General features: G+C 49.9%; 12 protein-coding genes. 4 read left to right on the forward strand and 8 right to left on the reverse strand.

The window, feature by feature from the left end; translation table 11 throughout:
* The 4 genes from NT002_11740 to NT002_11755 form a co-directional block, all read left to right on the forward strand.
* Window positions 1–1,099, forward strand: a 1,099-nt coding sequence (locus NT002_11740) for a dockerin type I repeat-containing protein (GenBank protein ID MCX6829936.1), incomplete at its 5' end; no start/stop codon positions are given.
* 574 nt (window positions 1,100–1,673) lie between these two features.
* Window positions 1,674–4,415, forward strand: coding sequence for a M20/M25/M40 family metallo-hydrolase (locus NT002_11745; protein MCX6829937.1), 2,742 nt, complete (start codon window positions 1,674–1,676; stop codon window positions 4,413–4,415).
* A gap of 296 nt (window positions 4,416–4,711) precedes the next feature.
* Window positions 4,712–5,566, forward strand: a complete 855-nt coding sequence (locus NT002_11750; GenBank protein MCX6829938.1) for a T9SS type A sorting domain-containing protein — start codon at window positions 4,712–4,714, stop codon at window positions 5,564–5,566.
* A 66-nt stretch (window positions 5,567–5,632) separates the two neighbouring features.
* Entirely contained in the window at window positions 5,633–7,321 is a 1,689-nt protein-coding gene (locus NT002_11755) for a serine/threonine-protein kinase (protein ID MCX6829939.1), read from the forward strand.
* Between the two features lie 130 nt (window positions 7,322–7,451).
* On the opposite strand, the gene NT002_11760 is transcribed toward NT002_11755, so the two are convergent.
* The 8 genes from NT002_11760 to NT002_11795 are packed head-to-tail and all read right to left on the reverse strand — an operon-like array spanning window position 7,452 to window position 12,731.
* Window positions 7,452–8,087, reverse strand: a complete 636-nt coding sequence (locus NT002_11760) for a YchE family NAAT transporter (protein MCX6829940.1) — start codon at window positions 8,085–8,087, stop codon at window positions 7,452–7,454.
* Between the two features lie 52 nt (window positions 8,088–8,139).
* Window positions 8,140–8,508, reverse strand: a complete 369-nt coding sequence (locus NT002_11765; protein ID MCX6829941.1) for a hypothetical protein — start codon at window positions 8,506–8,508, stop codon at window positions 8,140–8,142.
* Window positions 8,509–8,529: 21 nt separating this feature from the next.
* Window positions 8,530–9,357: a 3-methyl-2-oxobutanoate hydroxymethyltransferase gene (panB, locus tag NT002_11770; protein ID MCX6829942.1), complete on the reverse strand. Its 828-nt coding sequence runs from the start codon at window positions 9,355–9,357 to the stop codon at window positions 8,530–8,532.
* Window positions 9,357–10,001 carry a deoxynucleoside kinase gene (locus tag NT002_11775; GenBank protein ID MCX6829943.1) on the reverse strand — a complete coding sequence of 215 codons (645 nt, stop codon included), beginning with the start codon at window positions 9,999–10,001 and terminating at the stop codon, window positions 9,357–9,359. Before NT002_11775 ends, panB begins: the two co-directional genes overlap by 1 nt.
* The gene (gene folK, locus NT002_11780; protein MCX6829944.1) at window positions 9,994–10,503 is read right to left on the reverse strand and encodes a 2-amino-4-hydroxy-6-hydroxymethyldihydropteridine diphosphokinase; all 510 of its coding nucleotides are present in this window, start codon (window positions 10,501–10,503) and stop codon (window positions 9,994–9,996) included. Before folK ends, NT002_11775 begins: the two co-directional genes overlap by 8 nt.
* A gap of 13 nt (window positions 10,504–10,516) precedes the next feature.
* Window positions 10,517–10,909 (reverse strand): dihydroneopterin aldolase, encoded by a 393-nt coding sequence (folB, locus tag NT002_11785; GenBank protein MCX6829945.1) that lies wholly within the window; start codon window positions 10,907–10,909, stop codon window positions 10,517–10,519.
* Between the two features lie 2 nt (window positions 10,910–10,911).
* A complete protein-coding gene (locus NT002_11790; protein MCX6829946.1) occupies window positions 10,912–12,084 on the reverse strand; it encodes a pyridoxal phosphate-dependent aminotransferase in 1,173 nt (390 codons plus the stop codon).
* Window positions 12,084–12,731: a class II aldolase/adducin family protein gene (locus NT002_11795; protein ID MCX6829947.1), complete on the reverse strand. Its 648-nt coding sequence runs from the start codon at window positions 12,729–12,731 to the stop codon at window positions 12,084–12,086. The genes NT002_11790 and NT002_11795 overlap by 1 nt, the downstream gene beginning before the upstream one ends.
* Window positions 12,732–13,066: the final 335 nt, after the last annotated feature.

Consider the following 13,066-nt stretch of genomic DNA (forward strand, 5'->3'; position numbering starts at 1 on the left):
GCGCAAACACGGCGAGCTGGACATCAAAGAATATCATGTCGTCAGAACCCGCAATATGATCGATTGGGAGGTGGGGGCCGTCTGCACCGATACAACTTATCATGATGTTGACGTCACGCCCCATACGATAACCTGGTACAAGATTATTGCGGTTGATAGTGCCCTGAATCAATCCGACAGTTCCGGAATCAATCAGGCGACCCCGGCCACTTTCGACTGGCCGCTGTTGTTTGTGGATGAAACGAACGCCGGCGGCATCAACCCCACCGAATTCGCGCAAAAAGCATTTTATGACAGCATCCTGACAGAATTGACCTATACCCAGATGAACGTTGACACTATAAATCAGAATCCGACCCGCTGCGATTTCGGACAGTATAAAAGCATCTTCTGGATTGATGACGATAATGCCAATCATTATTTCGGAAGTGAGGTTTATGCCGCCGATTGGTACCTGAAATATGCCACCAATATGCTTTTGGCCGGTTGGAAGACCATCCATACCATAACCGGCCCCAGTTATCTTTATGCCGGAAACTTCTTCTATGACCATATGGGTCTTTCCAGGGTTGAGATCAGCGCCTCACCTAATTTCATTGGTGCTGATGGCGCGACCGGCTGGCCCGATCTGGAACTGAAGCAGGGTGAACCGCTCTATGGGCAGTTGTCTGATATCACCATATTTGAGAAGACTGCCGATGCTGAGGTAATCTATGCTTATCGGTCAAATATACAGGGTGGCTATTATGACGGCAAGCCGGTCGGGATCGCCTATAACACCGGTTTCGGAAAGAGGGTGGTGCTCGGTTTCCCGCTCTACCAACTGACTGAAACAAGTGCCCAGGCATTGGTGCAGAGGGTGCTGGCCTATTTTGCCGAGCCGACGCCGCACTATGGCGATGTCAACCACGATGGTCGGGTGAACATTCAGGATATTACTTTTCTCATCAATTACCTTTATAAGGGCGGCCCGGCTCCGAGTGTTCTTAATGATGCCGATGCAAACGGCGATTGCCGGATAAATATCCAGGATATCACTTATCTCATTAGATATCTGTATCAGAGTGGCGGCGCACCCGAACAAGGATGCGTGGAATAAACAAGATATGAATGAACGGCCGGGCAGTGCCGAAGAGGATGCCCGGCTGCAGAATATTGCCATTCTTAAAAGCTCACGATTAACAACGGAGTTATTTTCTCATACTCAATCCCGGGATTCAATCCCCGGCTCTACTATTGAATTGGTCATTTTCAATCACGAGAAATAAGGTCCTGTTATAGGGGGGATGAGTCTGAGGATCCATATTTTCCGGTCTTGCGGGCTGTCTTTAATCAGAGTACAAGGTAATCGTTTGATGGTCATTTGCAGTCAAGATTGTCTACGATTATAACTTATTGTGCATAAATGGTTTGACAACATGGAGCAATGTCAATATATTAAAACTGGATTCTTCCTCACTAAGTGTTGTCGCCATACATTCCTCGCGCTATGCTCAAGAGTAATCATTTTGCAAGAATTGCTGTTTAGCAGTTCCTCAACTTATAAACGTTGACGCCAATTGTAGCTGGAGAAGCAATTAGGCGAGAAGCAATAACAGTCGCCTCTGCAACTGCAGGGTTTTTGACGGTAATGATAACAAATTAATCTTACTTATCGGCGGGAGGACCGAATTATGCGTCGTAAGCTTCTTTTGATTACACTGGGGCTGCTCTTGATAGGCCGAATAGCTTTGGCCGGGGATTTATTCCTGGTAGGGATCGAAAATGCCGGTCAATTGAAATCGCTGAAGGAATTGGCGGGGCATGCTCATGGGGTAATCGGCGGCCGATTCCTGGTCGAGCTTGATAGAGATCAAGCGCAGAGACTTTCGGTCCTGGGCATTAGTCCTGAATTGGTGACAAGCAATTATGCGGGCGAGATGATTTACCTCGTTGCGCCCGAAAATCACCGTGATTCGGTTTCGCCGGAAGGGATATCCATTCTCTATTCGGCCGGGAATAGTCGCCTGGCCCGGCTCGAAAGCGGGCGGATTGCTCAACTGCGGGCCGATGGTTTCATCGTCAGCCCGATGAGCGACAAAGAGACCCCATTCTTCCTTGAATCGCCATTTTTGCCGGCCCCCTCCTTGGCCAGCTACCCCTGTGATACCCTGGCCAATCTTGTCAGCGTCGATTCGATTACCTCCTATATTCTCCGGTTGCAGGCTTTCTACAGCCGCTGTGTTTATTCCGACTCCATAGATGCCGCGGGAGAATGGCTCGAAAGCAAATTCCGTGAATTTGGCTATAGCACCGTATATCCGCAATGGTTCACGGGATTAGACCATTATGACGGCGGCACGGTAACAGCGTATAATGTCGTCTGCATCAAGCCTGGCACGACTCATCCGGATAAGTATATTGTTATTGGCGCTCATTATGATTCCTACCAGTGGCATCCCGAGGACTATTTCCATGCTCCCGGCGCCGATGATAATGCCAGTGGCACGGCCGCCGTTTTGGAACTGGCGCGAGTGTTAAAGAATTTTGACTGCGATTATACCCTGATATTTTCCCCGTTTTCGGCCGAGGAAGTGGGGAAGGTCGGCTCCGATTTTATGGCTCGGCAGATGCGCGGCAATAACGACAGCGTAAAATTCATGCTGAATTTCGATATGATTGCTCACGACTTGAGTCCTGTCGATACAGTTCTGATAACCAGCGCCATTAATTTTGCCTACGGCAAGATTTTCAGTGAAGCCTCAAAGAGGGTCGCCACTATGGTCCCGGATTGGTGGCCGTATTCTTCTTCCGGTAGCGATGAACTCTCTTTCTATGAGCAAGGATTTCCGATCGTGGGGCTGTCGGAGTGGGATTTCAATCCCCGAATTCATAGACCGCCCGATTCATCTGTCTATCTGGATTTTTCTTATGCCGAAGAGGTTGTCCGAACCTGCGCCGCCAGTCTCGGAATTATCAACCGTGCGCTCGACCCAGCCTACGTAGAAATAATTGATCGTGGCGATGGAAAGTCGCTGCGTTTCAAGATTGAAAACTGCCTTCCCGATTGTTCCTATCATATCTTTTACGGACCGACCCGCGGCGGATATTCCGGCAGATATGACGACTCCGTCGTGATCGAGCCCGGCATTTGCAACTATGATGTTACCGGCCTCATTCCGGGACAAAAATACTACGCCTCCGCTATGGCGGTTAGCCCGGATGGTTACTCCTCGATAGAACTCAAGGAAGACTCGCTGGCACCGCAAATTAACCCTCGTCCTCCCCAATTCGTCTCAGTCGATCCCGATTCCATGCATATATCTGTTGTCTGGAAGGCCAATACCGAATTGGATTTCAATCATTACCACTTGCTGCGGCGGGTTTCGGTTGGGAACTGGGAGGTGGTTGCCGATGGTACCACTGACACCGTTATCATCGATACTGACGTTACTGCGCACGTAACATATTCCTACGCAATTCTTGCCATTGATAATGATCTTAACCAGTCCGATACTTCCCGTATTATTGCCGCCATACCGGCCACTTTTGACCGTCCGCTTCTGCTCGTTGATGAAACGGCCTATGATGCTTACACCCCCACTGAAAATCAACAAACCCAATTTTATAATCTTGTCCTGGAAGGAGTAGCATTTGACAGGTTCAATATTGATGACGCCGCAACCAGATTGAGCCGGTCAAAAGCCGGGGAGTACGGAGCGATATTCTGGAGTGATGACGACAATACTCTTCACCTGCTGAAGAATTCACGCGATTCACTGGACTGGTACCTGGGGTATGGAGCGAATATGTTTCTGGAAGGGTGGCGATCGGTGTATAGCGTGACCGGTCCCAGTTATTTATATCCCGGCGATTTCTTCTACGACCATTTCGGCCTGTCCCGCGTTCAATTAAATGCCCAGCCCCAGTTTGTAGGTGCCGATGGTGAAGGTGACTGGCCGGCTCTGGATTTGAATCCGGGAGCGCCATTGTATGGCCAAATATCCAATATCACCGTGTTTGATGCTGCCCCGAACGCCGAGGTAATTTATCGGTTTCGATCCAATGTTCCGGGTTCTTATTTTGACGACAAGCCGGTAGGCATAGCCTTCAATACCGGGTTCGCTAAGAGGGTGGTCTTGGGTTTCCCGATATTTTATCTTACGGAATCGAGCGCTCAAGCATTGGTGCAGAGGATTCTGGCCTATTTTGCCGAGCCGACCCCGCACTATGGTGATGTCAACCACGACGGACGGGTAAATATTCAGGATATTACCAGCCTCATCAATTATCTCTATAAGGGCGGCCCTGCTCCGAGTGTCCTCAATGACGCCGATGCCAACGGCGATTGCCGGATAAACATTCAGGATATCACCTATCTTATAAGATATCTTTATCAGGGTGGAGCGTTACCCATTCAAGGATGTCTTGGATAATCCACGATACGAGAGAGTGGCCGGTGCGATCGATTGAACCGTCCGGCCACCGTCTCATATTGTGAAAAAGGGCATTTCTCTCTATAGCGATCAGTTTCGGCACTGACGAAATTTTAGCTCGAGTAGTTCAAAAATCATACAGTCGATCTTCCCCTGAAGCAATGGCGCAATTCTCGTTTCTCTATGGCACCGGGTTTGCGCAAATGGAATATCAGAAAACCAATAACATGGCTATTATGAATAAGAAAAGTAACACAATAAAACCCTTTGACGGGTTCGGGGAAAGGATGATTGATATGAGAAAAGCGATAACTCTCTTCACATTTATGACATTGCTTTGCATCTTCCAAGCCGGAGCGGCCACGCCGCCGGGGTATACCGGCCGGATTATGATCGAAAGCAAGGCGGTCAATGCCGGAGAGTCTTTTGTGATCAAAGTCCTTATGGACGGAAACAATTATCCTGTGACGGCGATCAAAATACCTCTCAAATTGAGCAGTTCTTATCTGACCTGCAATTATGTCGATTTCACCGGCTCGATAAAACCCTCCAGCATGGAAGGTTATTTCCGCGTTGATGGCAACCGTCTGGAAATATCATATATCCCGCCCGTTGTTTTCCCGCTACCGACTGTGACGGTCGATTCCGGCCTTGTCGCCACGATTTATTTCACCGCCGCTGCCGTGGCGCCCAATACAATTGTCGGCATAGATTCTGTGAATACCGATTCAACCATCAATCAGGATGGGAATATTATCCATATTCGCCAGCGGGTTGAGATGGCCGATACTTCCGGCATCATCACTCTTCTGCCCGATTTCTCAGCCGGTACTGTCGAAATCCGTCACTCCACCGACCTGGCCACCGACGATGATGCGCTTCTGCCGCGAGCCCTCGACTTGGCCCAGAATTTCCCCAACCCCTTTAATCCGACCACAACCATCTCCTTTGCCCTGCCCGGGAAGGCCTCGGTCCGTCTTGAAATATTCAACCTTCTGGGGCAGAAAATTGCCGTTCTGGCCGATCGTGAATTCACCGCCGGCAGTCACTCCCTTACCTGGGAAGCCGCTAATGCCCCCAGTGGCATCTATTTCTACCGGCTCAATGCGGGCAAAGAATCAATTACCCGGAAAATGTTGCTGATGAAATAAGATTTCCCCCTCTATCTGCCGATTATATATGAGGATAGCCCCATAGGGGTATCCTCATATTTTTTTATGACGCAGCAGATAACTAAAAGCGAGGCCTTCCCGGAAATCAAGGATTATGAAATCCAGGCCAAAGTCGGCCAGGGGGGAATTGCCGAAATTTTCCGGGCTCGGCAAAAATCCCTTGATCGCCCCGTGGCCATCAAGATTCTTTTTCCGGAACTTACCAATGACCCCGATATCGTCCGCCGCTTTGACCGCGAGTCGACCACTATTGCCGCCCTCAATCATCCCAATATCGTACATGTCATCGACAAAGGCATTGCCAATGGGCGGTACTATTTTGTTATGGAGTATGTCGATGGTACCTCCTTCAAAGAGATTATTCACTCCGGCGACTACTCCACCCGTGACAAGATGGATATTATTGTCATGGTTCTTAAGGGGCTCGATTATGCTCACAAGAACGGGGTGATTCATCGGGATATCAAACCGGCCAATATCCTAATCGACAGCCAGGGAAATACCCTTATCGCCGACTTCGGTATCGCCCAGATACTGAAAAAAAGCGATCATGAGATGACCCACTCCGATGTGGTTATGGGAACTCTGGCCTACATGTCTCCGGAGCAGCGGGAATCATCGACAAAGGTCGACCTGACGACCGATATTTATGCGATCGGCATCATGCTCTATGAAATACTGGTGGGAAAACGCCCCATGGGGCGTTTCAAACTTCCCTCCGAAATAAATGCCAACATTTCGAAACGGTTTGATGATATAATCTCCCGTTGTCTGGCCGAAGATCCCCGGGAGAGGTACCAGAGCGCGGTGGAGCTGAAAGATGACCTACTGAACCTCATGTCGGGCCGAGGCCGCGCCGCGACCGTGCCAAAAACCGGAATCGGCGGCGCCGAGTCATTTATCGGCAAATGCCAGTTTCTCGATACCATTCGGGAGTCCAAGTACAGTTCAACCATGCTGGTGGAAAATAAAGAGACTCATGAACGGTATGTCATAAAGAAAAACGAAAAGAGTTCTACCGGCCTCAAAGAGGCGCGGCTTCTTTCCAAATTGAGGCACAAAAATATTATCGATATTTTCGGCGCCGGGGGAGACCTGCGGCGGCTGGTGGTGATGATGGAATACGCCCCCGGCGGGTCGCTCGCCGATAGAATGGTCAAGACCTATTCCTGCGAGAAGGCGCTGGAGATCGTTGCCGAAGCGGCCGAAGGACTCGATTTTGCCCACAAAAACAATATCATCCATGGTAATCTTCGCCCCTCGAATATCCTTTTTACCAAAGAGGATCGACTGAAACTCACCGATTTCGGTTTGCCGCCCCATTATACCATGGTGGAAAAAAACTGGTATGCCCCGCCGGAACGGCGGGCCGGCAAGCAGGGAGATATCTACGCCCTGGGAGTGATACTGTATCAGATGCTTCTCGGCAAAAATCCGGCTTATGACCGGGCCGGAAAATTATTTTTCGGTGCCATGCAGAAATCGATTCCCGCCCCGCTCCAGAATATTCTTAACAAAATGCTGGCTATCCGGATGACCGCCCGCTACAAGGGCACCGATGAGTTTCTGTACGATTGGGAGGAATTCCGCAACAGCATCATCAGCCGTCAGACACCGCTGGCCAAAGAATCGCCGCAAAACGGATTCTGGAGCAAGAAAAAAATACTCCCTTATGCCATTTCCATTGTCGCTCTGGCCATAATCATTGCCTTGGTCATGATATTTTCCAAATAGGATAAGCCTGCCTTTTTCCAATCAGGCTAATCACAGCGATCGCCGCCCCCTCAGCAATCATGAAATTCCAATTATATGGGGTATTACTTTGGAAATTAAGGAACGCGATTCTTGACTTGGGGCTTATTACTTACCCCAGCAATCCCGGGAAGAGCTGGCTTAAGCCTGTGGCGATAAATTCCACCGAAATGGCGGTCAGAATCAGTCCCATAACACGGGTGGCGATATTGATACCGGTTCGCCCCAGCCATTTGCTGAGCGGTATGGCCACCAGCATCGTTATCCAGAGCACTATCGCCGCGACAATGCAACTGCCGATCAGAATCCCTTTGTGTTCCCAGCCGGGCGCCTCCTGAGAGTAAATAATCAGCGTACTTATCGCTCCCGGCCCGGCCAGAAGCGGCATCGCCATCGGAACCACCGCAATACTCTCTTTGCTTTCGGCCTCCTTATCTTCCTCGGGCGTATGCTTGCTGGTGCTCTGGCGGGCATGCATCATGGCAATCCCCAAAAAGAGAAGCAGTATCCCGCCGGCCACCCGGAACGAGGCCATGCTGATTCCGAAAAACTTCAAAATCGTCTCGCCGAAAATGCAGGTAATTACCAGTACCACCGCCATGGCGAACGCGGCTATTCGGGCGGTATGGCGTCTCTCGGCGTTTTGCTGCTGTCCGGTCAGGCTGAGAAATATCGGGATGGCGCCGATCGGATCGATAATCACCATCACCGCGATAAATATCTTGATATATTCGTTCCAGTGAAGCATTTCAATTCCATTCAGGCTGCTATAAATAAGTACAACCGTTGCCCGGATTATTTTACATCATCCGGCTGCGGGCAATACTGAGTACCTTCAGGCAATGGGGGCAAAAATAGACGCAGTTGTCAGCAGTGAAAATCGGGACTCCCTTGGTCCGCATATATATCTCGTTCAACACCGCACCGCAGTGGGGACAGACAGGGAAGAGATCGTCCCGCTCCGTCAATTTCAATTCGAGGTTCTGTTTCTCCATTGATGGGGGTGTGAACGAAGCTGAACGAACCGTCGGCGGTTCATTGGTTTCGGTTGCATTCTCCGGAATAGTGACCAGGCCGCTGCAAAAAGGACAGGCCATCGTTTCCCCTCTTTTAAGAAAGCCGCTGACCACCGCCTGATTGCATTTGGAGCACTTGAATTTCAGTGCCATCTTTGTACCCTCTTGGGCTTCCTATTCTTTTTTCAGGAATGACTCATCCTCGCTGGGATATGCCCCCGACTTGACATCGGCGACAAAATCAGAAGCCGCTTTTTGTATAATCGGTGGTAAATCGGCATAGCGGCGGACAAACCGCGGCAGATAAATATCATACATTCCCAGAATATCGTTGACGACCAGTACCTGTCCGTCGCAATCCTTTCCCGCGCCAATGCCGATTGTCGGTATGTGCACCGCCTCGGTAATTTCCTTGGCTGTGTCGGCCTGCACCAGTTCCAGAACCATCGAAAAAGCGCCCGCCTCCTCAAGCGCCTGCGCCGATTCAATGAGATACTGCCGTGATTCTTCTTTGCGCCCCTGCACCCGGGCGCCGCCGAACCGGTGAATCGACTGCGGCGTCATTCCGATATGCCCCATCACCGGGATGCCGCACTCGACAATCCGTTTGACCGTCGCGGCCATCTCCACGCCCCCTTCCAGCTTGACCGCCTCGGCAAAAGACTCTCTTATGAATTTCCCGGCATTGATAATCGCCGTCTCCAGCGAGGGCTGGTATGACATGAACGGCATATCGGCGATAACCAGTGCATACCGGGTCCCGCGCGCCACCGCCCGCACATGCGCCAGCATCATCTCCATGGTCACCGGATGCGTGCTCTTCTCGCCGTACAGCACCATCCCGACCGAATCGCCCACGAGAAGCGAATCGACACCTGCCTTATCGAGTATCCGGGCGGTGAAATAATCATAAGCTGTCAATACCGCTATTTTTTCCCCCTTAATTTTCCTGTCCAGAAAGCGGGCCACCGTCACTTTCTTTCTTTCCGACTGTTCCACCATCAGCTTTTGCTCCCCGCCGGCACGTAATATTTTTTCCCCGACACCGGTTTTTTGATCAGTTCTACCAGATTTTCGAAATCGCTTCGGTTTTCGACAAAATCTATATCATCGGTTTTGACCACCAAAAGAGGCGTCTCTTCATAATGAAAAAAGAAATAATTGAACGACTCATTCAACTGCTGGATATAATCGGCATCAATATTGCGCTCGAAAGTATAATTCCGTTTTCGGATACGCTCTTGAAGCACCGGCGTCGAAGCCTGGAGATATATCGTCAGATCCGGTTTGGGGATGCTGCTGTTAAGCAGGGGGATAATCTTCTCATACAGAGTCGCCTCGCGGGGGCTGAGATTGACCGAGGCAAAGATCCTGTCGCGCGCAAAAGAGTAGTCGGCGATAATTCTCTGGGCAAAGAGATCGTAGGCCATAAGCGATTGCTGCTGCTGATAACGGGTGAGAAGAAAATACAATTGGGCGGAAAAAGCATACCTCTTGGGATTCTTGTAGAAATCAACCAGGAACGGATTGTTCATGGCATCATCGAGAAGCAACTCCGCTTTCAACTCCTCGGCCAGCATTTTGGCCAGGGTCGATTTGCCGACTCCGATCACACCCTCAACGGCGATATATCTTGATTCAGACATGAAGCGTCAATGATTCCTTGTACATAATCAGCTGATTTTTTTCTTCCTCATCCAGATATGAGGCCATTTTCTTTCCTGTCACCGGATGTATCAAGTCCGGTTCAATCTGAAGCAGGGGGGCGAGAATGAAAGTACGTTCGGTCATTTTTCGGTGCGGGACCGAGAGACGCTCGGTTTCGATTATTTCTTTCCCGAAGAGAAGAAGATCGATATCAATCGATCGCGGCTGATAATTTCCCTTGCCGGTTCGCCCCAGCTTCTTTTCGAGTCGTTCAAGATTGTTGAGAAGCTCCAGCGGCGAATAAATGTAATCTCCTTTGATGACCATATTGAGAAAATCCGGCGCCGGCTGAGCCATCTCTACCGCCGCGCTGAGATATACGGGGGAAAAGGCCACCGCCTCAAATCCCTCCAGATGCGCGATCATCTCCGCGGCTTTGACCAGGTTCCCCTCTCTATCGCCCAGATTCGACCCGAGTGATAAGAATATGTTATTGGACATATGCATTTCCTCCTTATTTCTTATCATCGGCTAAAATCTTGGCGGCATCAGGCTGATGACGGGTGACTTCGAATTCTATATGATCGATCGTCCCGGCAATAGGGGGGACCACTTTGCGTACTCTCACCGTCACCCTGAAAACCGGGAATTCCCTGAGAATCTCGTTGGCCAGCGATATGGCCAGACTTTCCACCAGCGAAAAGGCCTTTCCCTCGACAATATCCTTGATTTTCCCAAAGACGGCCGCATAATCAACCGTGTCTTTCAGGGAATCGGATTGTCCCGGAGAGGCCAGATCCGTTTCCAGTTCGCAATCGACTTCGAATCTCCGGCCGGTTTCCTTTTCGGCCGCCGTAACGCCGTGAAATCCGTAAAATACCATATTGTTCAGTCTGATGACATCCATGCCTATTCTCCCTTGTTTCCTCGCCTTATCAGTCCTCGCGTCAATCTTTCACTGGCCGCACGAAATTCATCCGGTGTTGCCGTGAGAGACAAACGAACATACCCGTCACAACTCTCGCCAAAAGCATTTCCCGGCAGGACAAGAATTTTCCTCCTGCGGAAGAGCGCCGCGGCATACGATGCCGAATCCCTTCTCCCCGGAATCCTCAACCATAAGAACGGCGCCGAATCACTCCCGACCACTTTCCAGCTGAACTGTTCCGCCATTTCCCGGGCGGTCAGACGGGACTGGTCAATATTCTTTCGAGTGTTTGTCAAATCCGCTGAGGGGTAACTGTTGATACCGCTGAGGGCATATTCCACCCATGCCCTGGGAATAAACAGCCCCGTGGTCCTGGTTATCGATTCCAGCCCGGCGATTATCGCCGAAGGGCCCAGGGCAAAGCCAAAGGGAAGATATTTCAGGCCGAAAGCATATGAAAAAGAGAAAACCTCAAGCGCCACTTTATCTCCGCCGGGAATGGCCAGGAGAGAGACATATTTTTCCTTAGCCAGAGAGCCGTAGGCGGAGTCGTTGATGATGAAAATATTCTCCTTGGAGGCGACTCTGACTAACTCCGCCAGATCGGTCTCATCAAGAACTGTCCCCAATGGATTATGGGGATTGTTGAGGAACATTATTCTGGCCAGCTTCCCCAGTTTGACCGAGAGACGCTTGAACGATGGCTTGAATTCGGTTCGCTCCGATATCGGATATGATACCGGAACCCCCCCGGCGGCGATAGTGCATCGGCGGTACGCCGGCAGCCCCGGTTCGGGACAAAGGACGATATCGCCATATTCGATAAACGCAAGACAAAGGTCAAATATGGTTCTCCTGATTCCGTGTCCGATAAATATCTCCCGGTATGGATCGATTTTCAGAGAATACTCTTTCCTGAGCCAATCGGCCAGAGCCGCCTTAAGTCTGATAATATCCTCAGCCGCGGCCAGCTCCAATGGCGACTCATGATAATTCCATTCCGCCTCCGCAATTGGCCATCGGAAATGTCCCAAATCAATTGTCGCCGTTCTTTTCTCTGAAGTTCGGAGAGTCTTGCGGGGGAAATAGTCCTCCAGATCAAAGGGGAAATGATAGAGTCGATCCGCCTTATCCAAAACAACTTTCTTAATCATTAGTTATTGTCCTGGCCGAAAGAGTCCCTTATTTTTGCGAGGCGCCGCATTTCCTCCGGGTCAAGGAAGTTCGGACTGCCGGCTTTCTCGGAAATATAGAGTATTTGGGCATAATGTTCAACAGTTTCCATCCGGTTGTAGGCCTCCTCCATAGTCCGGCCGATTGTCAATACGCCGTGATTCCGGAGCAGAAATGCCTGATTACCGGCAATAAAGGGTCGGATGGCTTCGGGAACCGCCTTTGTGCCCGGAGGGGCGTATTCCGTCAGGGGGATATCTCCCACAGCCAGCACTACTTCCGGCAGGAGATCGGCCGGCAACTGGCGCCCGATTACCGAAAAAGCAGTGGCAAAAGGGGGATGAGCATGACAGCAGGCAAATATTTCTGGACGCGACTGGTATACAAAGAGATGCATTAGCATCTCGCTCGATGGTTTCCGCGGCCCGGATATTTTTGTCCCGTCCAGTCCCACCGTAACCAGATCATCCTCCTCCATAAAGCCTTTCCTCATGCCGGATGGAGTTATAAGAATATTGTTGTCCGGAAGGCGCAGAGAGAGATTTCCACCCGCGCCGGCTATAAAGCGGTTTTCATACAGCAGCCGCCCATAAATTATCAACTGCTCTTTTTCAGAAATTCGGGACATATTTAGAATTATCAATTTACCAATTGACAGGGTGAAAGTCAATCATTTCTGAGAGTGAAGGGGCAGAGGGGGGATGCCTGAAAGAACATCTAATTTATTAATATAAAAAAGGTTAGACAGCCCCTAAGTTTCCCAGAAATCGGAAACCTGGTCGGAGATTTTAAGGTATAAGATAATATGAAACCTCGAACAAATTAGGTAATGTCAATATTAGTGTGGAAATTGGTATATCCTTTTTTTCATTTATTTAGGCTGCTTTTTGTATCATGTTTTTGATGGTTTTTATTATTTCATTGTTTCTGTGCCATTTATGATTGAAATAGTTGAATAAAGCA

The sequence above is a fragment of the Candidatus Zixiibacteriota bacterium genome, assembly GCA_026397505.1.
Classification (GTDB): Bacteria; Zixibacteria; MSB-5A5; order GN15; family PGXB01; genus JAPLUR01.

Coding starts and splice junctions, on each gene's coding strand:
- NT002_11750 (MCX6829938.1), top strand. CDS start 4,712: ATGAGAAAAGCGATAACTCTCTTCACATTTATGACATTGCTTTGCATC.
- NT002_11755 (MCX6829939.1), top strand. CDS start 5,633: ATGACGCAGCAGATAACTAAAAGCGAGGCCTTCCCGGAAATCAAGGAT.
- NT002_11790 (MCX6829946.1), bottom strand. CDS start 12,084: ATGATTAAGAAAGTTGTTTTGGATAAGGCGGATCGACTCTATCATTTC.
- NT002_11775 (MCX6829943.1), bottom strand. CDS start 10,001: ATGTCTGAATCAAGATATATCGCCGTTGAGGGTGTGATCGGAGTCGGC.
- NT002_11760 (MCX6829940.1), bottom strand. CDS start 8,087: ATGCTTCACTGGAACGAATATATCAAGATATTTATCGCGGTGATGGTG.
- folB (MCX6829945.1), bottom strand. CDS start 10,909: ATGGATGTCATCAGACTGAACAATATGGTATTTTACGGATTTCACGGC.
- NT002_11795 (MCX6829947.1), bottom strand. CDS start 12,731: ATGTCCCGAATTTCTGAAAAAGAGCAGTTGATAATTTATGGGCGGCTG.
- NT002_11745 (MCX6829937.1), top strand. CDS start 1,674: ATGCGTCGTAAGCTTCTTTTGATTACACTGGGGCTGCTCTTGATAGGC.
- folK (MCX6829944.1), bottom strand. CDS start 10,503: ATGTCCAATAACATATTCTTATCACTCGGGTCGAATCTGGGCGATAGA.
- panB (MCX6829942.1), bottom strand. CDS start 9,357: ATGGTGGAACAGTCGGAAAGAAAGAAAGTGACGGTGGCCCGCTTTCTG.
- NT002_11765 (MCX6829941.1), bottom strand. CDS start 8,508: ATGGCACTGAAATTCAAGTGCTCCAAATGCAATCAGGCGGTGGTCAGC.